Genomic DNA, 19,778 nt, shown 5'->3' with positions numbered 1-19,778 from the left:
TCTTATTGTGCTTGCAGTTGTTCGGCGGTGAGCAGGAACACGGCGTCGTCGCCGGCGCTCGTGGTCAGCCAGGTCAGGCCCAAGTGGCCGAAGGCGGCTTCCGCGTACTCGGCTTCGTTGCCGATCTCGACCACCAGGATGCCTTCCGGCGTCAGGCGTTCGGCGGCGCCGGCCACGATCTTGCGCACCAGGTCCATGCCGTCTTCGCCGCCATGCAGGGCGATCTGCGGCTCGCGCAGGTATTCCGGCGGCAGCTTGGCCATCGACGACGCATTCACGTACGGCGGATTGGTGACGATCAGGTCGTACTTCTTGAACGGTACGTTCTCGTACAGGTCGGACTCGATCGGGTTCACGCGGCCTTCGAGCTTGTAGTCGCGGATGTTACGTTCGGCCACGGCCAGCGCGTCGGTCGAGATGTCGACCGCATCGACCACGGCGTTCTGGTAGACGTCGGCCATCATGATGGCCAGGCAGCCGGAACCGGTGCACAGTTCGAGCACGTTCTCGACCTCGAACGGGTTCGTCACCCACGGACTGAAGAAGTTCGGGATCAGTTCGGCGATGAAGGAGCGCGGCACCAGCACGCGCTCGTCCACATAGAAGGCGTAGGTGCCGAGCCAGGCTTCGTTGGTGATGTAGGCGGCCGGCACGCGCTCGCTCGTGCGGCGCTCGATCACCTGCAGCACCTGCAGCACTTCTTCCGGCAGCAGCTTCGCATCCAGGAAAGGATCGAGGCGGTCGAGCGGCAGCTTCAGCGTATGCAGGATCAGGTAGGCGGCTTCGTCAAAGGCTTCGGCGCTGCCGTGGCCGAAGAACAGCTTGGCGGCGTTGAAGCGGGTGACGGCGTAGCGCAGCAGGTCGCGCGGGGTGCTGAAAGGCGTGGTGGTCATGGTGTTCTCTCGCGTTAGCGTGGTTATGCGGCGGCCAGCAGGTGTTCCAGCGTACGGCGGTAGACGTTCTTCAAGGGATCGATAAAGCGCAGTTCGACGTGTTCGTCGATCTTGTGGATGCTGGCGTTGGGTGGGCCGAATTCTATCACCTGGGGGCAGATGCGGGCGATGAAGCGGCCGTCGGAGGTGCCGCCGGTGGTCGACAGTTCGGTCGTCACGCCGGTCTCTTCGCGAATCGACTGGCACACCGCGTCCGACAGCGTGCCCTTCGGCGTGAGGAAGGGCTGGCCCGACAGCGTCCAGTCGAGCTGGTATTCCAGGCCGTGGCGGTCGAGGATGGCGTGCACGCGCGCTTCCAGGCCCTCGGCCGTGGAGGCGGTGGAGAAGCGGAAGTTGAAGTCGACCGTCATCTCGCCCGGGATCACGTTGGTGGCGCCGGTGCCCGAGTGGATGTTCGAAACCTGCCAGGAAGTCGGCGCATAGTATTCGTTGCCTTCGTCCCAGACTTCGGCGGCCAGTTCGGCCAGCGCCGGCGCGGCCTGGTGGATCGGGTTGCGCGCCAGGTGCGGGTAGGCGATGTGGCCCTGGATGCCCTTGATGACCAGGTGACCCGAGAGCGAGCCGCGGCGGCCGTTCTTGATCATGTCGCCCAGGATGTGGCTGGAGGTCGGCTCGCCGACGATGCAGTAGTCGAGCGTCTCGCCGCGTTCTTCCAGCATGTCGCAGACGACCACGGTGCCGTCCACGGCCGGGCCTTCCTCGTCGCTGGTGATCAAAAAGGCGATCGAACCGAGATGGTCGGGGTTCGCCGCGATGAACTCTTCGCAGGCGATGACCATGGCCGCGATCGAGGTCTTCATGTCGGCGGCGCCGCGGCCATAGAGTTTACCGTCACGGACGGTCGGCTCGAACGGGGCTGAACTCCATTGGTGCACCGGGCCGGTCGGCACCACGTCGGTGTGGCCGGCAAACACGAACACCGGGGATTCGGTCCCCTTGCGCGCCCACAGGTTGGTGACGCCGTTCGATTCGACCGTCTCGCAAACAAAGCCCAGCGGCAGCAGCAGCTCGGCCAGGCGCTGCTGGCAGCCCTTGTCGTTCGGCGTGATCGAGTCGAGCGCGATCAGTTCCTGGGCCAGGTCGAGGGTGCGCGAAGGCTTGGCGATCATGCGGCCTCCGCGAAGATGCGGGTGTATTGGTCGGCGGAGAAGCCCACCGACAGTGGCCCGGCGCCTTCCAGCACCGGGCGCTTGATGACGGAGGGGTTTTCCAGCATCAGTTCCAGGGCGGCAGCCTTGTCGGTGATGGCGGCCTTGCGCTCGTCGGAGAGGTTACGCCAGGTCATGCCCTTGCGGTTGACGAGGACTTCCCAGTCCAGCTGTTCGAGCCAGCGCGCCGCGAGTTCGCGCGGCAGGCCTGCCTTCTTGAAGTCGTGGAAGCTGAAGTCGTGGCCGTTCTGGAGCAGCCAGGTACGGGCTTTCTTGACGGTGTCGCAGTTGGGGATACCGTAGAGGGTGATGGTCATGGGCGTAATCGTGCGAGGCAAGGCAGGCTTGCGGTGTGGCGGAAATCGGGAAGCGGCGAGGATAGCACAGGCGAGGGCAGCCTGTTAGGTTGATATCGCCGGGAAATGCGGGGGGGCAGCCGGTAGTTCAGGCCCCAGGCGTAGGGTGGCCCGGTCCACCCTACGTTCCTGGATTAGCAGCCGTCGATCCCGCTTAACTATTCAGCGTGAACTCGGTAAACGTCGGCGATTCCGGCTCGTCCTTCTTGCCCGGCTCGTTCGCATCCTTGGCCGGGCCATTGTTCATCAGCCAGAGCAGGTTGGTGGCCGAGTCCGCATTCGCCAGCGCTTCTTCCTGCGTCACGAGATTCGCCTGCACCAGCGCCAGCAGCGCCGCCTCGAAGGACTGCGAACCCGGCGACAGGCTCTTGTCCATCGCTTCCTTGATCCCGGAAAGCTCACCCTTTTCGATCAGGTCGGCGATGTAGCGGGTATTCAGCATGATCTCGACCGCTGGCTGGCGCGTGCCGCCGGCTGCTGCGCGCACCAGGCGCTGCGAGACGATCGCCTTGGTCGCCGAGGCCAAATCCTGCAGCAGGGCGGCGCGGTTTTCGATCGGGTAGAAGCTGATGATGCGGTTCAGCGCGTTGTAGCTGTTGTTCGCGTGCAGGGTGGCCACGACCAGGTGACCGGACTGGGCATAGGCCAGCGCCGCGGTCATGGTCTCGCGGTCGCGGATTTCACCGATCAGGATCACGTCGGGCGCCTGGCGCAGCGAGTTGCGCAGGGCCATGTTGAAATCGTGGGCGTCGCTGCCGATCTCGCGCTGGTTGACGATCGATTTCTTGTTCTTGAAAAGGTATTCGATCGGGTCTTCGAGCGTGAGGATGTGGCCGGTGCGGTGCTCGTTGCGGTAGTCGAGCATGGCGGCGATGGTGGTCGACTTGCCGGAGCCGGTGGCGCCGACCACCAGCAATAGCCCGCGCTTTTCCATGATCAGTTCCGACAGCACCGGCGGCAGGCCGAGTTCGTTCAAGGGCGGGATCGTGGCCGGCACGAAGCGGAACACGGCCGAGATGCTGCCGCGCTGGCGGAAGGCCGACAGGCGGAAGCGGCCCAGGTTGGGCACCGAGATGCCCATGTTGAGTTCGTTGTTGCGCTCGAGTTCCTCGCGCTGCTCGGGCGTGGTGACTTCCGACAGCAGGGAGAGGATGTTGCTCGGGTCGAGCTTGTTCTGGTTGATCGGGATGAGGTTCCCGTTGATCTTGATGTGGACCGGGGAGTTCACCGCGAAGAACATGTCCGACGCGTTTTTTTCCTTCATGAGTTGGAACAGGCGGTCCATGGCCATGGTGGTTTTCCCCCAGTGGTGCAGTGTGGTGGTGCGAATGATCAGATGGCGGTTGAACGCGTGGACGGCAGAGCCGCCTCTCGTGGCCCGGTCCACCCTACGTAGGGTGGACGGGTTCCCCGTCCACGCGTCCAGCCAGCCTTAACTCAGCCGCGAAGCGAGAATCAAATCCCGCGCAGCAGCTCGTTGATGCCGGTCTTCGAACGCGTCTGCGCATCCACGCGCTTGACGATCACGGCGCAGTACAGGCTGTACTTGCCGTCGGCCGACGGCAGCGAACCCGACACCACCACCGAACCCGACGGCACGCGGCCGTAGGTGACTTCGCCGGTTTCGCGGTTGTAGATCTTGGTCGACTGGCCGATGTACACGCCCATCGAGATCACCGAGTTCTCTTCGACGATCACGCCTTCGACGATTTCCGAACGGGCGCCGATGAAGCAGTTGTCTTCGATGATGGTCGGATTGGCCTGCATCGGTTCGAGCACGCCGCCGATGCCGACGCCGCCCGACAGGTGGACGTTCTTGCCGATCTGGGCGCACGAACCCACGGTGGCCCAGGTGTCGACCATGGTGCCTTCGTCGACGTAGGCGCCGATGTTGACGTACGACGGCATTAGCACCACGTTCTTGCCGATGAAGGAGCCGCGGCGTGCGACGGCCGGCGGCACCACGCGGAAGCCGCCCTTGGCGAAGTCGTCGGCGCTGTAGTCGGCGAACTTGGTCGGGACCTTGTCGTAGAACTGCATGCCGCCGCCACCAGACACGGGCACGTTATTCTCGAGGCGGAACGACAGCAGCACGGCCTTCTTGATCCACTGGTTGACGATCCACTCGCCGCCTTCTTTCTGGGCCACGCGCAGGGTGCCGGCATCCAGGCCAGCCAGGACCTGGGCGACGGCATCGCGCACGTCGGCAGGGGCGGTCGATGGGCTGAAGTCCGCGCGCTGTTCCCACGCGGTGTCGATGATGTTCTGGAGTTGTTGGGTCATGATTGAATGCTCTCTGTTTCAGGATGCAGTGCGCAAGTTCTGGCAGAACTGGACGATGCGCGTGGCTGCTTCCAGCCCTTCGTCCACGCCTGCCACCAGCGCCATGCGGATACGGTTGCGGCCCGGATTGGTCCCGTGCGCGTCGCGCGCGAGATAACTGCCGGGCAGAACCGTCACATTATATTCGGCGTAGAGACGGCGTGCGAAGTCGGTGTCGGAAAGCCCGGTCCTGCGCACATCGGCCCACAGGTAAAAGCCGGCGTCGGGCAGTTCGACGTCCATCACCTGGCGCAGCATGGGGGTGATCAGGTTGAACTTTTCCTTGTACAGCGTGCGGTTGTCCTGCACGTGGGTCTCGTCGTTCCAGGCCGCGATCGACGCTGCCTGCACCGGCGGCGACATGGCGCCGCCGCAGTAGGTGCGGTACAGCAGGAACTTCTTCACCACGGCCGGGTCGCCGGCCACGAAGCCCGAGCGCATGCCCGGCACGTTCGAGCGCTTCGACAGGCTGGAGAACACGATCAGGTTCGCGTACGGACGCTCGCCCGAACTGCGCCCCAGCGCGTGCGCCGCTTCCAGCGCGCCCAGCGGCGGCGTGGAGCCGCAGTAGATCTCGGAATAGCACTCGTCGGCCGCGATCACGAAGCCATGGCGGTCGCTTAAATCGAACAGTTCGCGCCAGTCGTCGAGCGACAGCACGGCGCCGGTCGGGTTGCCCGGCGAGCAGATATACAGCAGCTGCACGCGCGTCCACACATCGTCCGGTACGGTACTGAAGTCGGGCGCGAAGTTGCGCGCCGGGTCCGAGTTCACGAACCAGGGCGAGGCGCCGGCCAGGTAGGCTGCACCCTCGTAGATCTGGTAGAAGGGGTTCGGGCTGAGCACCAGCGGGTCGGGGCGGCTGGCATCGATCACGGCGTGGGCGATGCCGAACAGCGCCTCGCGCGAGCCGTTCACCGGCAGCACCATGGTGGCCGGGTCGAGCGCGGGAATCGCATAGCGGCGCTCCAGCCAGTGGGCTATCGCCGCGCGCAGCGGCTCGCTGCCGATCGTGCTCGGGTAGTTGGCCAGGCCGGCAATCGCGTGGGTCAGGGCTTTTTCGATAAAGGCGGGCGTCGGGTGCTTGGGCTCGCCGATGCCGAGGCTGATCGGCGCGTAGTCGGCATGCGGGGTGATGCCGGCAAACAGCTCGCGCAGCTTCTCAAAAGGGTAGGGGTGGAGTTTGTCGAGATGTGGATTCACGGCGGTCCCGGGGGGCAATGCGAAAAGAACCATTATAGCGCCGATAAAAAAGGCGCTGCGGCCGGTGTCCTGTTACAAGAGCCGCTCTCTCCACGCGCCCGGATTCGTGCCCGACCACTCCTTGAACGCGTGGGTGAAGGCGCTCTGCTCCTGGTAGCCGAGCAGGAAGGCGATGTCGGCCAGCGATAGCCCCGGCTGGCGCAGGTAGTCCTGGGCCAGGGCATAACGGGCGCCGTCCAGCAGCCCCTGGAAGCTGGCGCCGGCCACGCCCAGCTTGCGCTGCAGGGTGCGCGGTGACAAATCGAGTTCCTGGGCGATGCTGGCCAGCCGCACCCGGTCGTGCGCCAGGTTGCGGATGATGGCGGCGCGCACCTGGGCCACGATCGCCGGCGCGCCCGGTTTGCGCTGGCCCAGCAGGCGCTCGGCATGCTGCTGCAGCACCGGATACAGGTTGACGTCGGCGTTCGGCACCGGCAGCGCCAGCAGGGCGGCATCGAACGCGCCGCTGTTGGCCGGCGCATCGAATACGGGACGGCTGCCGAACACGCGCTCGTACTCGTCCATGCCGGCATCGCCCGCGTGCGCAAAGGTGACCTGCGCCACCGGCAGCACGCCGCCCGCCAGCCAGCGGCCGAAGGTCTGGATGCCGGCAAAGACGCTTTCCACCAGGTGGCGGCTCGCGTGCGGGTAGTGGCTGATCCATTCGTAGCGCGCCGTTGCCCGGCTCACCGTCACCTGCGAGCGCCCGAGGTCATGGGCCAGCGCCTCGTAGCGCATGGTCTGTTCCAGCGCCTGGCCGATGTCGCGGCAGGCCAGCAGCACCAGGCCGTACACGCTGTAGCTGCCGAGCTTGACGCATTCGCCCACGTGCAGGCCGAAGTGCGGATCGCCGGCGAGGTCCGCGCCGGCGTCGAGCAGGCGGATGTAGTCGGGTGCGGACAACGAGTCGGGCAGGGGCGCCAGGCGTTCGGGCGCCAGTCCGGCGGCGCGTGCCAGGTCTGCAGGCACAACGCCGCGTGCGGCGGCGGCGTCGAGCAGCGGCTGCAGGTAGGACCCGGTCACCCGCTGCGACGGGTTGGCGGCGACTGGCGCAATCGAACAAGGCTTTGTCATAAAGGAGCAATACGGCGGCTGGCTTCTCGCTTACGCTTTGCGGATGTTGAAAGAGTATAAAGGTAAACCTGCATGAAACGGTGGAATGGCTGGGGCGACGACACGGTCGACGTGGCGCTGAACGCGGAGGCGCTGGCCTTCCTGCAAACACGCATCGGCAGCGGTAGGGCGCCGATCGATGCCGGCTTCGACCAGGCGTGCGCATCGATCGGTCCTGGGCGCCTGGCGCCGCATCCGCTAGTCGACGACACGCCTGCCACGCGCGCCCTGCACGCGCTCGGCCAGAGCCTGCCCGACTGGCTGCGCCTGCGCCACGGCTGCCTGGGCGCGGTGCCGGACGGCGTCGCCTTTCCCGACGGCGCCGGGCAGGTGCGCGCGTTGCTGCTGCACGCCAGGCAGTGCGGCGCGGCCGTGATTCCCTACGGCGGCGGCACCAGCGTGGCCGGCCACGTGAATGTGCACGATGCTGCGCAGCCGACGCTGTGCATCGACATGCGGCGCATGCGCAGCCTGATTGCGCTGGACCGCGAGGCGCAGCTGGCCACCTTCGGCGCCGGCGTCACCGGCCCCGACCTGGAAGCGCAATTGCGCGCGCATGGCTACACGCTCGGCCACTTCCCGCAATCCTTCGAATACTCGACCCTGGGCGGCTGGGTGGTCACGCGCTCGTCCGGCCAGCAGTCGCTGCGCTATGGCCGCATCGAGGGCCTGTTCGCCGGCGGGCGGGTGGAGACGCCGAACGGCACGCTGGAGATCCCGACCTTCCCGGCCTCGGCCGCCGGCATCGACTTGCGCGAAATGGTGCTCGGCTCCGAAGGGCGCCTCGGCATCCTCACCGAGGCCACGGTGCGCGTCTCGCGCCTGCCCGGGTACGAAGCCTTCCACGCCGTGTTTTTCCCGGATTGGGAGCGCGCCGAACGGGCCGTGCGCGCACTGTCGCAGGCGCGCTTGCCGCTGTCGATGCTGCGCCTGTCGAATGCGGTGGAGACCACGACCATGCTGGCGCTGGCCGGCCACGCCAAACAGGTCGGCCTGCTGGAACGCTACCTGCGCTGGCGCGGCTGCGGGCCGGACAAATGCATGCTCATGATCGGCGCGACCGGCGATCGGACACAAAGCAGGGCGGCCCTGCGCGCGGCCCTGAAACTGGCCGGCGGCGTGCACATCGGCCGCGCGCTGGGCGAGCGCTGGCGCCACGGGCGCTTCCGCAACGTCTACCTGCGCAACACGGCCTGGGCCCGCGGCTATGCCATCGACACGGTGGAAACGGCCGTCGACTGGCCGGGCGTGACGCGCGCCATGCATGCGGTCGAAGCCGCGGCGGCCGAAGCGTTTGCCGCCCACGGCGAGCGCGTGCACGCCTACTCCCACCTGTCGCACATCTACCCGCAAGGCGCCAGCGTGTACTCGACCTTCGTGTACCGCCTGGCGGGCGACTTCGAGACCGACCTGGCGCGCTGGCGCGACCTGAAGCGGGCCGTATCGAACGCCATCGTCGCCAGCGGCGGCACCATCAGCCACCAGCACGGCGTGGGCGCGGACCACGCGCCCTGGCTGGCGGCGGAAAAGGGCGAACTGGGGCTGGCGGCGATGCGCGCCCTGTTCCGCGAATGCGACCCGGAAGGGCGCATGAACCCCGGCAAGCTGGTGCTGCCATGAGCGCGGCCTGGCCGGCAGGCTGGCGCACCGCGCTGCCCGAACTCCTGGCGCGCGAGTGGGATGTGTTGGTGGTCGGCGGCGGCATCACCGGCGCCGGCATCCTGCTCGAAGCATCACGGCGCGGCCTGCGCGCGCTGCTGGTCGAGCAATGCGACTTCGCCTGGGGCACCTCGAGCCGCTCCTCGAAGCTGGTGCACGGCGGCCTGCGCTACCTGGCCCAGGGCCACGTGAAACTCACGCGCGAAGCGGTGCGCGAGCGCGAAGCCCTGCTGCGCGATGCGCCGGGCCTGGTCGAGCCGCAGCGCTTCGCCTTTCCCGACTACGGCGCCAGCCGCCGCAAGCGCCGCACCATGCTGGCCGGCCTGGCGCTGTACGATTTGTTTGCCGGACGGCGCGAGCGGCACTGGCAAAACGCGGGCGAGTTTGCCTTGCTGGCGCCGAACGTGGCGCGCGCAGGGCTGGCCGGCGGCATCGTGTACCTTGATGCCAAGACCGACGATGCGCGCCTGGTGCTGCGCACGCTGCTGGAAGCACGCCGCCACGGCGGCGCCGCCGTCAACTACCTGGCCGTGCGTTCGCTGCTGAAAGAGGGCGACAAGGTAACGGGCGCCGTGCTGCGCGACGAGGCCGGCGGCGCCGGCTTGTTCGAGCTGCGTGCGCGCCTGGTGATCGACGCCGGCGGCGCCTGGGCCGGCCAGCTTGCCACGGGCGGCCCGCGCCTGCGTCCGCTGCGCGGCAGCCACCTGCTGCTGCCGGCCTGGCGCCTGCCGCTGGCGCAGGCGATCAGCCTGATGCACCCAAGCGACGGCCGTCCCGTGTTCGCCTTTCCCTGGGAAGGCGCGACCCTGGTCGGCACCACCGACGTCGACCATCGCGACGGCCTGGCGCTTGAAGCCGCGATCACGCGCCCGGAACTCGACTACCTGCTGCACGCCCTGCAGGCGCAGTTCCCGGAACTTGGCCTGGGCGAAGAAGACGTGATTGCCACCTATGCCGGCGTGCGGCCCGTGGTCGACAGCGGCACAGGCGATGCGCCGTCGACGCTGGGCCGCGAACACGCGGTCTGGTGCGGCAAGGGCCTGGTGGGCGTCACCGGCGGCAAGCTGACCACCTTCCGCGCGATCGCCCTCGACGTGCTGCGCCAGGCGCGGCGCCAGCTGCCCGGCTGGGACGATGCGCTGGCGCCTTGCACGATCTACGCACCCGTCGCCCTGCCAACCGCGCCGCGGCGCATGCCGGCGCCATTGCTGCGCCGCCTGGCCGGGCGCCACGGTCCGCACGCCCAGGCCCTGGTCGATGCGGCGCAGGACGGCGAACTCGAACAGATTCCCGGCACCGACACGCTGTGGGCCGAGCTGCGCTGGGCCGCGCGCGCCGAGGCCGTGGAGCACCTGGACGACCTGCTGCTGCGCCGCACCCGCATCGGCCTGCTGCTGCGCGGCGGCGGGGCCGGCCACATGGAGCGCATCCGCGCCATCTGCCAGGCGGAGCTGGCCTGGAACGATGCGCGCTGGGAGAGGGAGCAGGCGGCCTACGCCGCGCTCTGGGCCCGCCACTACAGTTTGCCGGGCGCCACTCAAGAGAGTGAGCCGGCATGACGCGCGAGCCCCTGATCCTCGCCATCGACAACGGCACCCAGAGCGTACGCGCCTTGCTGTTCGACCTGCGCGGCGATATCGTCGCCAAGTGCCAGGTGCCGCTGCAAGCCTATTTTTCGCAGCAGCCCGGCTGGGCCGAGCACGAGCCGGACGATTACTGGCAGGCCGTGTGCCGCGCCTGCCAGGGCCTGTGGACCCAGCCCGGCGCCGAGCGCGCTGCCGTGCGCGCGGTGGCGGTCACCACCCAGCGCGGCACCGTGGTCAACCTCGGCCGCGACGGCCGGCCGCTGCGCCCGGCCATCACCTGGCTCGACCAGCGCCGCACCGATACCGTGCCGCCGATCGGCCCGTTCTGGCGCGGCGCCTTCCGCCTGGCGCGGGTGTCGAACACGATCGACTACTTCCGCGGCGAGGCCGAGATCAACTGGATCCGCGCCCACCAGCCGGACGTGTGGAACGCCACCGACAAGTTCCTGCTGCTGTCGGGCTACCTGAACTGGCGCCTGTGCGGACGCTTCATCGACTCCAGCGGCGCGCAGGTCGGTTACCTGCCATTCGACTACCGGCGCCACCGCTGGGCGTCGAGCCGCGACTGGAAGTGGCAGGCGCTGGCGATCGAAGCGCGCATGCTGCCCGCGCTGGCGCCGCCCGGCACCCGGCTGGGCGCGGTCGATGCGGATGCGTCCCGGGCTACCGGCATCCCCGAAGGCACGCCGCTGTTCGCGGCCGCCGCCGACAAGGCCTGCGAGGTATTGGGCGCCGGCTGCAGCGAACCGCACGTCGGCTGCCTGAGCTACGGCACCACGGCCACCGTGAACACCACCAGCCGCAAGTACGTCGAGGTCACGCCCTTCGTGCCGCCGTATCCGGCCGCGATCCCCGGCGCCTACAGCACCGAGGTGCAGGTATTTCGCGGCTACTGGATGGTCAACTGGTTCAAGGAGCAGTTCGGCCACATGGAACAAAGCCGCGCGCTGCTGGAAGACGTGGCGCCCGAGGCCCTGTTCGACGAACTGGCCGACTCGGTGCCGCCCGGTTCCATGGGCCTGATGCTGCAGCCTTACTGGACGCCCGGCATCCGCGTGCCGGGGCGCGAAGCGAAGGGCGCGATCATCGGCTTCGGCGACGTGCACACGCGCGCCCACGTGTACCGCGCGATCCTGGAAGGGCTGGCGTATGCGCTGCGCGAAGGGAAGGAGCGCATCGAGCGGCGCAGCGGCGTGCCGATCACCGCGCTGCGCGTATCCGGCGGCGGCTCGCAAAGCGACGCGGCGATGCAGCTCACGGCCGACATCTTCGGCTTGCCGACCGCGCGTCCGCACGTGTACGAAACCTCGGGCCTGGGCGCGGCCATCGACGCCGCCGTCGGGCTCGGGCTGTATCCTGATTTCGCCAGCGCGGTGGCGGGCATGACGCGGGTGGGGCGGGTGTTCGAGCCGATCGAAGGCAATCGCGCCGTCTACGACCGGCTCTACAGGGAGGTCTACAGGAAGATGTACCGGAATTTGCAGCCGCTGTACAAGCGGATCGCCGACATTACCGGTTATCCGCGGCAGCTTTGATCAGGACAGCGCCGGCTCCAGGTGCGCGCTCCCGGTGCGCACCGCGCGCACCCCATTGCGCCCCGCATCCTTGACCGCGTACATGGCGCGGTCTGCGGCAATAAAAAAGCTCTTCAAATCGTCGAGCTGGGTCGGCACGATGGTGGCCACGCCCAGGCTGGCGGTGACCCATTCCGAAGTGGTCGAGCCCGGGTTCGGGATGTGCAGCGACTCGATGTGGGCGCGGATGGTTTCGCCGAGCGTGGCGGCGGCCTCGAAGCCGGTTTCGGCGAACAGCAGTACGAATTCCTCGCCGCCGTAGCGCGCCGCGATGTCGGTGGCGCGCAGCGCGTGCGACTGCAGTGCCATCGCCACCTGCTGCAGGCAGGCGTCGCCGGCGGCGTGGCCCAGGCTGTCGTTGTAGCCCTTGAAGTGGTCGACGTCGAGCACGATCAGCGACAGCGGCTGGCTGCTGCGCACCGCGCGCTGCCATTCCTTTTCCAGGAAGGTGTCGAAGTGGCGCCGGTTCGGGATCTTGGTCAGCGGGTCGGCCAGGGCCGCGCGCTGCAGGGCCGTCTCGGACTGCTTGTGGTGGGTGATGTCGTGCAGCAGGGCGACGAACAGCGGCTGGTCGGCCAGCATCGGCGTGAGCGTGAAGTCCATCGCGCGCAAGATGCCGTCGCGCTGGCGGATCAGCACTTCGCGCGCGCCGCGGCAGTCGCGCGCAAACGGCGGGCTGGCGGCGCCGGCCAGGCTGCGGCTGAAGATGTCGAGGTATTCCTGGGCCACCGAGGGCGCCAGCAGGCTGTCGAGGCGAACGCCCGCCAGCTCGCCGGGGCCGTAGCCGAGGTAGCGGTCGCAGGCCGGATTCGCATACTGGATGCGGCCGCTGGCCTCGATGATCATCAGGCCTTCGTCGATGCTGTTGACGATCAGGCGCAGGCGCTCGGCCTGTTCCTGCTGCGACAAACTGGTGCGGCGGAACTGCAGCTGGGCACGCACGCGGGCGCACACTTCCGCCAGGCGCAGCGGCTTGGGAATGTAGTCAGCGGCGCCGATGTCGAAGGCGGCGACGATGTCCTCGGTCTCGGTGCGCGCGCTCATGAAAATCACCGGGATGTTGCAGGTGACCGGATGGGCCTTCAGGCGGCGGCAGACTTCCATGCCGTCCATGCCGGGCAGGTTGATGTCGAGCAGGACCAGGTCGGGCAGGGCGCGCTGGGCGATGCCGAGCGCGCGTTCGCCGGAATTGGCGACAAAGGTCTGGTAACCCTGCTGCAACATCATGGAACGCAGCGCCCCCAGGTGCGCGGGGGCGTCATCGACGACGAGGACGGCGGCCTGGCGTGGAGCGGCGGCGGAGACCTGGGCGAGGGTGGGCATGGACGTGCAGGTGGGCCAGTTTTGATGTTGTTCAAATTCTACGCCGAACTCGGCGAAAGCGGTAAATTTTGTTGCCGATAGGATAGATTTTCTGTCCGTGTAGAGTGTTCTGCTGGATTGTTCATGCTTTTGAATAGCTTCCAACGAAAAAAATGGACGCACATGGCGTCCATTTCGTGGCGAAGTTGCAACCTTTTACAAGGCCGCGGCGATCAGCTGGCCGAGGATCGCGATGCCTTCGCGGATGCGCTCCGGCGGCACCGTCACGAACGACAGGCGCAGGGTGTTCGTTTCCGGATCGGTGGCGTAGAAGGGCGCGCCCGGCACAAAGGCGACGCGCGCGGCAATCGCCTGGTCGAGCAGCTTCATGGCATCGATCCGTTTCGGCAGGGTCACCCAGATGAACATGCCGCCTTCCGGGCGGGTCCATGTGACTTCCTTCGGGAAGTGCTGGTCCATCGCGTCGAGCATGGCCTGGCACTGGTTGCCGTACAGGGTGCGGATGGTCGGGATGTGCTGGTCGAGGAAGCCGTCCTTGACCACGTCGTAGACCACCATTTGCGTCAATTGGGCGGTGTGCAGGTCGGCCGCCTGCTTGGCCAGTTCGAGGCGGCGCACCAGCGGCAGCGGCGCGCACACGTAGCCGAGGCGGATGCCGGGCGTCAGCACCTTCGAGAAGGAGCCCATGTAGATCACGCCTTCCGGGTTCATGGCGACCATCTTCGGCATGGGCTCGCCCTTGTACGACAGCGCGCCGTAGGGGTCGTCCTCAATCAGCGGCAGGCCGAGGCGGGCGCAGGTTTCCACCAGTTCGCGGCGGCGCTCGAGCGAAAGCGAGCGGCCGGTGGGGTTCTGGAAGTTCGGCAGCGAGTACAGCAGGCGCGCACCCTTGGCAACGCTCTTTACCGAGGACGGCACCAGGCCGTGGTCGTCGGTCGCCACCGAGCCGAATTCCGGGCGGTAGACCGAGAAGGCCTGCAGCGCACCCAGGTAGCTCGGGGTTTCCACCAGCACGCGGCTGCCTTCGTCGATCAGGACCTTGCCGATCAAGTCGAGCGCCTGCTGCGAGCCCGAGACCATCAGGATCTGCTCGGGCAGGATCTTCGTGCCTTCGGTCGAGAGCGAATGCGCGATCCATTCCTTCAGCGGGCCGTAGCCGTCGGTCGGGCCGTATTGCAGGGCCACCTTGCCGGTTTCGGTCAGCACGCGGTCGTAGGCTTGTTTCATGCGCTCGACCGGGAAGGTGGCCGGCGAGGGCAGGCCGCCGGCGAAGGAGATGATCTCCGGACGCTGGGTGATCTTCAGGATTTCGCGGATGAAGGAGCTTTGCAGCCCCTGCGCGCGCTCGGAAAACTGCCACTGGATGGGATTCGGATTCTCGATTTTCATGCTGGTCTCGCGGTTGTTGAAAGGCGCGCGCCGGGTAGGCTGCGGTGAAGACCCGGCCGGGTGGGCCGGGCCGTGAAACGCTGGCCGATCAGGCCACTTCGACGATCATTTCGATTTCGACGCAGGCACCGCGCGGGATCTGCGCCACGCCAAAGGCCGAGCGGGCGTGCTTGCCGGCGTCGCCGAAGACTTCGCCGAACAGTTCCGAGGCGCCGTTGGTCACCAGGTGCTGGTCGGTGAAGTCCGGGGTCGAATTCACCAGGCTCATCAGCTTGACGATGCGCTTCACGCGGGTCAGGTCGCCGCCGCAGGCATCCTGCAGGGTGCCCATCAGGTCGATGGCGATGGCGCGCGCGGCGGCCTGGCCTTCTTCCAGGGTCTTGTTCTTGCCCAGCTGGCCGGCGTTGACCGAACCGTCGGCGTTCTTGGCGATGTGGCCCGAGATGAAGACCAGGTTGCCGGTCTGGACGAACATGACGTAGGCGGCGGCCGGGGCAGGGGCCGATTGCAGGGTGATGTTCAGTTCCTTGAGTTTGTCGTAGACGGACATGGGTGTTCCTGTTGCGGTGAATGAGACCGGTATTGTACGACTTGCCAGCTGTGAAAGACACCATTTCGCCTGTCGCATGCGGTACGGATGGATGGGTCTTCATTGCGGAATCGGAGTGTTTTTTATCCAGAAGCGGAGTCGCGCATGGGCTTGAGAGCGACGATCACGCGGCGGCCCGCACTCCCGTGGTAGTCCGGATAAGCATGGCTGTCGCTGACGACACGGTGTTCGGTGGTCGCGCGAAAGCGCGGATTCAAGCGTGCACCTTGCCAGGCCCGGAGAATATTTCTTGGTGTTATCATAACGGATTGCCGATGACCGGCGTGCCAGATGAGGGACAGGACATGACAGCAGTGCTCGCGCTCAAACTCGCCCTGGTGCCGCTGCTGATCTACTTGGTCACGCTGGCCGGGCGGCGCTGGGGGCCGTCGGTGGCCGGCTGGCTGTCGGCCTTTCCGATCGTCGCAGGTCCGATCCTGCTGACGCTGGCGCTGGAGCAGGGCGTGCCGTTTGCGGCCAGCGCCGCCGAGGGCACCTTGCTGTCGGTGGTCGCCATCCTCGTGTTTTGCGTGGTGTACGCCTGGGCGGCGAGCCGCCTGCAGGTGGCCGGGTCGATGCTGCTGGCCTTGTCGGCCTGGGGCCTGGCCGTGGCCGTGCTGCAGACCCTGCGCCTGCCGCTAGGCGTGGCCTTCGTGCTGGTCTGGTGTGCCCTGCTGCTGGCGCTGCGCCTGTTCCCGGCCGTGGCGCCGTCGGCCGCCGGCGCGCGGCGCAACGACCTGCCCTGGCGCATGCTGGCCGCAGCGGCCCTGGTGCTGCTGGTGACGGCAGGCGCGGCGCACATGGGCGCACGCCTGTCCGGTTTTTTCGCCATGTTCCCGGTGATGGGATCGGTGCTGGTCGGCTTTGCCCATGCCGGCAGCGGCCGGGCGAGCGCGGTGGCGCTGCTGCGCGGGATGGTCTGCGGCTTCTTCGGCTTTTCCGTGTTCTGCGTGACGCTGGCGATGCAGCTGCGCCAGAGCGGGCTGGGCGCCGCCTTCGGCCTGGCGCTGGGCTGCGCACTGGTGGTGCACGTGGCGGCGCGGCGCATGCTGGCGGCGCCGGCCGTGGCCACACCTTCGGCGGCGCGCAGCTGAGCCTTCCCGATATCCGTTTGCAAACGCCTCTTGAAATGCATGTTGCCATCCCCATATCGCAGCAATCCGTTCAACCTGTATTTCCAAGAGGAATAAGATGGCTGTCGCCGAAAAAGAGACCCTTGGCTTTCAAGCCGAAGTAAAGCAGCTGCTGCAACTGATGATCCACTCCTTGTACTCGAACAAGGAAATCTTCCTGCGCGAACTGATTTCGAACGCTTCCGACGCCGCCGACAAGCTGCGCTTCGAAGCGATCAACAACGATGCCCTGTACGGCAACGACCACGAGCTGAAGATCCGCGTCGCCTTCAACAAGGACGCGAAGACCATCACGATCTCGGACAACGGCATCGGCATGAGCCGCGACGAGGTCATCTCGCACCTGGGCACGATCGCCAAGTCGGGCACCAAGGAATTCTTCAGCAAGCTCTCGGGCGACCAGAAGGCCGACGCCGCCCTGATCGGCCAGTTCGGCGTGGGCTTCTATTCGGGCTTCATCGTCGCCGACAAGATCACCGTCGAAACCCGCCGCGCCGGCGCCGACGCCAGTGAAGGCGTGCGCTGGGAATCGGGCGGCGAGGGCGAGTACAGCGTCGAGACCATCGCGAAAACCGGGCGCGGCACCGACGTCATCCTGCACCTGCGCGAAGGCGAGGACGAGCTGCTGTCGAACTGGAAGCTGAAAGGCATCATCCGCAAGTACTCGGACCACATCTCGCTGCCGATCCTGATGCAGAAGGAAGAGTGGGACGAGGAAGCGAAAGCGACCGTCCTGAAGGACGAGTTCGAGACCGTGAACCAGGCCAGCGCGCTGTGGGCCCGTTCGAAGTCGGACATCACGAAGGAACAGTACGACGAGTTCTATAAACACGTCTCGCACGACTTCCAGGAGCCGCTGGCCTACACCCACAACCGCGTCGAAGGCCGCAGCGAATACACCCAGCTGCTGTACGTGCCGAGCCACGCGCCGTTCGACCTGTGGGATCGCAACAAGCGCGGCGGCATCAAGCTGTACGTGAAGCGCGTCTTCATCATGGACGACGCCGAGCAGCTGATGCCGACCTACCTGCGCTTCGTGAAGGGCGTGATCGACTCGGCCGACCTGCCGCTGAACGTCTCGCGCGAAATCCTGCAGGAGTCGCGCGACGTGCGCGTGATCCGCGAGGGTTCGACCAAGCGCGTGCTGGGCATGCTGGAAGAAATGGCGAACTCGGAAGAGCAGGAAGGCAAGGACAAGTACGTCACCTTCTGGAAGGAATTCGGCCAGGTGCTGAAGGAAGGCATCGGCGAGGACGCGACCAACAAGGACCGCATCGCCAAGCTGCTGCGCTTTGCCTCGACCCATGACGAGTCGGGCGAGCAGAGCGTGTCGTTCGAGGACTACGTGGGCCGCATGAAGGAAGGCCAGGACAAGATCTATTACGTCACCGCCGACAGCTACAGCGCCGCCAAGAACAGCCCGCACCTGGAAATCTTCCGCAAGAAGGGTGTCGAAGTGCTCTTGATGGCCGACCGCGTGGACGAGTGGATGCTGTCCTTCCTGACCGAGTTCGAGGGCAAGGAACTGGTGTCGGTGGCCAAGGGTGGGCTGGATCTCGGCAAGCTGGAAGACGAAGCCGAGAAGAAGGAACACGAAGAGACCGAGACCCAGTACAAGGAACTGGTCGAGAAGATGAAGACCGCGCTGGCCGACAAAGCCAAGGACGTGCGCGTGACCTTCCGCCTGACCGATTCGCCGGCCTGCCTGGTGGCGGACGAGCACGAGCTGTCGGCGAACCTGGTGCGCATGCTGAAGGCCGCGGGCCAGAATGCGCCGGAGTCGAAGCCGATTCTCGAGATCAATCCGAACCACCCGCTGGTGACGCGCTTGAAGTACGAGGATGCGGAAGGTGCGCGCTTCGGCGACTGGTCGCATATCCTGTTCGACCAGGCGATGCTGGCCGAGGGCGGCAGCCTGGCGGACCCGGCGTCGTTCGTGAAGCGTTTGAATGAGATGCTGCTGGCGAAGTGATTCGCGCGGTGGTGTGAAGTGAAAGCCGGGCTGCGTGCCCGGCTTTTTTCGTTTATACGGCGGTGTGATCGGCGGGTAATGGGGCTGTTGCCTGTGACGGTATTGGTGAGTTCGATCCGCGTGGGCACGAGTGCCTAGCGCGGCCCGGCCCACCCTACGGGACACGCTGCGTATCCGGGTTTCGTATGATCTCGCCGTTAGCGGTGACCGTAGGGTGGGCACTCCGTGCCCACGCGGATTTAACACACCAATAACGGTCCACGCAACAGCGCCACGAACCGCTGAACGCCGGTCTTACAACCGCGCCCCGGCGCGCACCGGCCGCACAAACGCCGCCAAGCGCTCGAACCCCACCTGGAACCAATGCTTGCGCCGCTCCGTCAACTGCCCCACCATCCAGGTCACCGCAACGATCAAGACGGTCAACGCCGCGATATCGACCGCACTGTTCCGATCATGCCGGACCAGCGCCAGCCACAAACTCATCACCAGGGCATGCACCAGATACAGCGTAAAGGTGTACGACGACAGCCCCCGTATCCCCCGCTCGAAACGCAACAAGCCCGCAAACCCCACGCAGCGCGCACACCAGAAATTCGCCAGCACCAGCACGCACACCACATAGTCCGCCAGGAACCGGTCCGCGCTCCTGAGCGGCAGCGCCGGAAACGGCCAGGCCTCGCGCGCCCACATGCGCAGGAAGACGTCGCTCCCGCTCAGCTTGAACAGCGCCAGCAGAACAAAGCTGGCCACCCACCCCGCCAGCGCCGCGCGCCGCCCGATGACATGCGACTTCTGCCAGTGATACAGCCACACCCCGCTGGCCCACACCGGCAGCAGCAGCCACAGCTTCGGCCCCACGAACAGCAGCAGCGAACCCAGCGCCACCGCCCGCCCGGCGCCGCGCAAGTAGAACGCAGCCCCGAACAACACGTAATACCAGACCTCGTACCCCAGCGACCAGTACGGCCCGAGCAGCGGCGGTGGCTCGGAAATCGTCCACAGCTCGCCCATGAACAGCAGGTGCAGCGGCAGGTACAGCCAGGGCTTGGCCACCTCGTACAGCTGGCGCGCCGGCACCCGCCCGGACCAGGCCAGGGCCGTGGCCGCGGCGAACGCGAACAGCAAGAGCGGCAGCGCCACCGAATAGATGCGGGTACAGCGCGCGATGGCATACGCACGCAGCGAGGGGTTCTTCTGCTCGGTGGTGTAGGCGATGACGAAGCCGGACAGCACGAAGAACACGATCACCGCCTCGCGCCCCAGGTTTGGTACCCAGCCGCCGGCGCTGCGCGTGATCACGCCGTACGGCCCGTAGTGGCTGGCCACGACCAGCACCGCCGCCAGCAAGCGGCAGCAGTCGAGGTAGAGCGACAGCGGACGGTCGAGGGGTGCGCGGTGGGTGGCCATCGGGGCGCC

16 protein-coding genes are annotated in these 19,778 nt (G+C 66.8%); 5 read left to right on the top strand and 11 right to left on the bottom strand.

Annotated features, from left to right (window positions below):
- Positions 1–2 precede the first annotated feature (2 nt).
- The 7 genes from prmB to ACWYRN_RS00750 form a co-directional block, all read right to left on the bottom strand.
- Complete coding sequence (prmB, locus tag ACWYRN_RS00780) at positions 3–893, bottom strand: 50S ribosomal protein L3 N(5)-glutamine methyltransferase (RefSeq protein ID WP_229437083.1); 891 nt, start codon at positions 891–893, stop codon at positions 3–5.
- 23 nt (positions 894–916) lie between these two features.
- On the bottom strand, positions 917–2,062 hold the full coding sequence (gene dapE / locus ACWYRN_RS00775; protein ID WP_488690656.1) for a succinyl-diaminopimelate desuccinylase: 1,146 nt from the start codon (positions 2,060–2,062) through the stop codon (positions 917–919).
- Entirely contained in the window at positions 2,059–2,418 is a 360-nt protein-coding gene (locus ACWYRN_RS00770) for an ArsC family reductase (RefSeq protein WP_488690654.1), read from the bottom strand. The genes dapE and ACWYRN_RS00770 overlap by 4 nt, the downstream gene beginning before the upstream one ends.
- Positions 2,419–2,611: 193 nt before the next feature.
- Positions 2,612–3,748 (bottom strand): PilT/PilU family type 4a pilus ATPase, encoded by a 1,137-nt coding sequence (locus ACWYRN_RS00765; RefSeq protein ID WP_488690652.1) that lies wholly within the window; start codon positions 3,746–3,748, stop codon positions 2,612–2,614.
- A gap of 164 nt (positions 3,749–3,912) precedes the next feature.
- The gene (gene dapD / locus ACWYRN_RS00760; RefSeq protein WP_488690651.1) at positions 3,913–4,740 is read right to left on the bottom strand and encodes a 2,3,4,5-tetrahydropyridine-2,6-dicarboxylate N-succinyltransferase; all 828 of its coding nucleotides are present in this window, start codon (positions 4,738–4,740) and stop codon (positions 3,913–3,915) included.
- An 18-nt stretch (positions 4,741–4,758) separates the two neighbouring features.
- On the bottom strand, positions 4,759–5,982 hold the full coding sequence (dapC, locus tag ACWYRN_RS00755) for a succinyldiaminopimelate transaminase (RefSeq protein ID WP_488690650.1): 1,224 nt from the start codon (positions 5,980–5,982) through the stop codon (positions 4,759–4,761).
- Between the two features lie 72 nt (positions 5,983–6,054).
- Positions 6,055–7,095: an AraC family transcriptional regulator gene (locus ACWYRN_RS00750; RefSeq protein WP_488690649.1), complete on the bottom strand. Its 1,041-nt coding sequence runs from the start codon at positions 7,093–7,095 to the stop codon at positions 6,055–6,057.
- Between the two features lie 72 nt (positions 7,096–7,167).
- On the opposite strand from ACWYRN_RS00750, the gene ACWYRN_RS00745 reads away from it, so the two are divergent.
- Genes ACWYRN_RS00745 through ACWYRN_RS00735 form a run of 3 tightly spaced genes read left to right on the top strand, consistent with a single transcriptional unit; the run spans position 7,168 to position 11,914 of the window.
- Positions 7,168–8,754, top strand: a complete 1,587-nt coding sequence (locus tag ACWYRN_RS00745) for an FAD-binding oxidoreductase (protein WP_488690648.1) — start codon at positions 7,168–7,170, stop codon at positions 8,752–8,754.
- The gene (locus ACWYRN_RS00740; protein ID WP_488690647.1) at positions 8,751–10,352 is read left to right on the top strand and encodes a glycerol-3-phosphate dehydrogenase/oxidase; all 1,602 of its coding nucleotides are present in this window, start codon (positions 8,751–8,753) and stop codon (positions 10,350–10,352) included. Before ACWYRN_RS00745 ends, ACWYRN_RS00740 begins: the two co-directional genes overlap by 4 nt.
- On the top strand, positions 10,349–11,914 hold the full coding sequence (locus tag ACWYRN_RS00735) for an FGGY-family carbohydrate kinase (RefSeq protein ID WP_488690646.1): 1,566 nt from the start codon (positions 10,349–10,351) through the stop codon (positions 11,912–11,914). Before ACWYRN_RS00740 ends, ACWYRN_RS00735 begins: the two co-directional genes overlap by 4 nt.
- On the opposite strand, the gene ACWYRN_RS00730 is transcribed toward ACWYRN_RS00735, so the two are convergent.
- The 3 genes from ACWYRN_RS00730 to ACWYRN_RS00720 all read right to left on the bottom strand — a co-directional run bounded on the left by ACWYRN_RS00730 (position 11,915) and on the right by ACWYRN_RS00720 (position 15,215).
- A complete protein-coding gene (locus ACWYRN_RS00730; protein ID WP_488690645.1) occupies positions 11,915–13,276 on the bottom strand; it encodes a diguanylate cyclase in 1,362 nt (453 codons plus the stop codon).
- A gap of 195 nt (positions 13,277–13,471) precedes the next feature.
- Positions 13,472–14,665: an aminotransferase-like domain-containing protein gene (locus tag ACWYRN_RS00725; protein WP_488690644.1), complete on the bottom strand. Its 1,194-nt coding sequence runs from the start codon at positions 14,663–14,665 to the stop codon at positions 13,472–13,474.
- Positions 14,666–14,753: 88 nt separating this feature from the next.
- Positions 14,754–15,215 (bottom strand): RidA family protein, encoded by a 462-nt coding sequence (locus ACWYRN_RS00720; protein WP_488690643.1) that lies wholly within the window; start codon positions 15,213–15,215, stop codon positions 14,754–14,756.
- A 344-nt stretch (positions 15,216–15,559) separates the two neighbouring features.
- Here ACWYRN_RS00720 and ACWYRN_RS00715 point away from each other — a divergent pair, with 344 nt between their 5' ends.
- Positions 15,560–16,348: a hypothetical protein gene (locus tag ACWYRN_RS00715; protein ID WP_488690642.1), complete on the top strand. Its 789-nt coding sequence runs from the start codon at positions 15,560–15,562 to the stop codon at positions 16,346–16,348.
- A 97-nt stretch (positions 16,349–16,445) separates the two neighbouring features.
- The gene (gene htpG, locus ACWYRN_RS00710; protein WP_488690641.1) at positions 16,446–18,359 is read left to right on the top strand and encodes a molecular chaperone HtpG; all 1,914 of its coding nucleotides are present in this window, start codon (positions 16,446–16,448) and stop codon (positions 18,357–18,359) included.
- Between the two features lie 294 nt (positions 18,360–18,653).
- On the opposite strand, the gene ACWYRN_RS00705 is transcribed toward htpG, so the two are convergent.
- On the bottom strand, positions 18,654–19,769 hold the full coding sequence (locus tag ACWYRN_RS00705; RefSeq protein WP_488690640.1) for an acyltransferase family protein: 1,116 nt from the start codon (positions 19,767–19,769) through the stop codon (positions 18,654–18,656).
- Positions 19,770–19,778 lie beyond the last annotated feature (9 nt).

It is taken from the genome of Massilia sp. BAP21 (assembly GCF_057801335.1).
The sequence above is the reverse complement of the archived record's forward strand: the minus strand, read 5'-3'. Positions and strand labels throughout refer to the sequence as shown.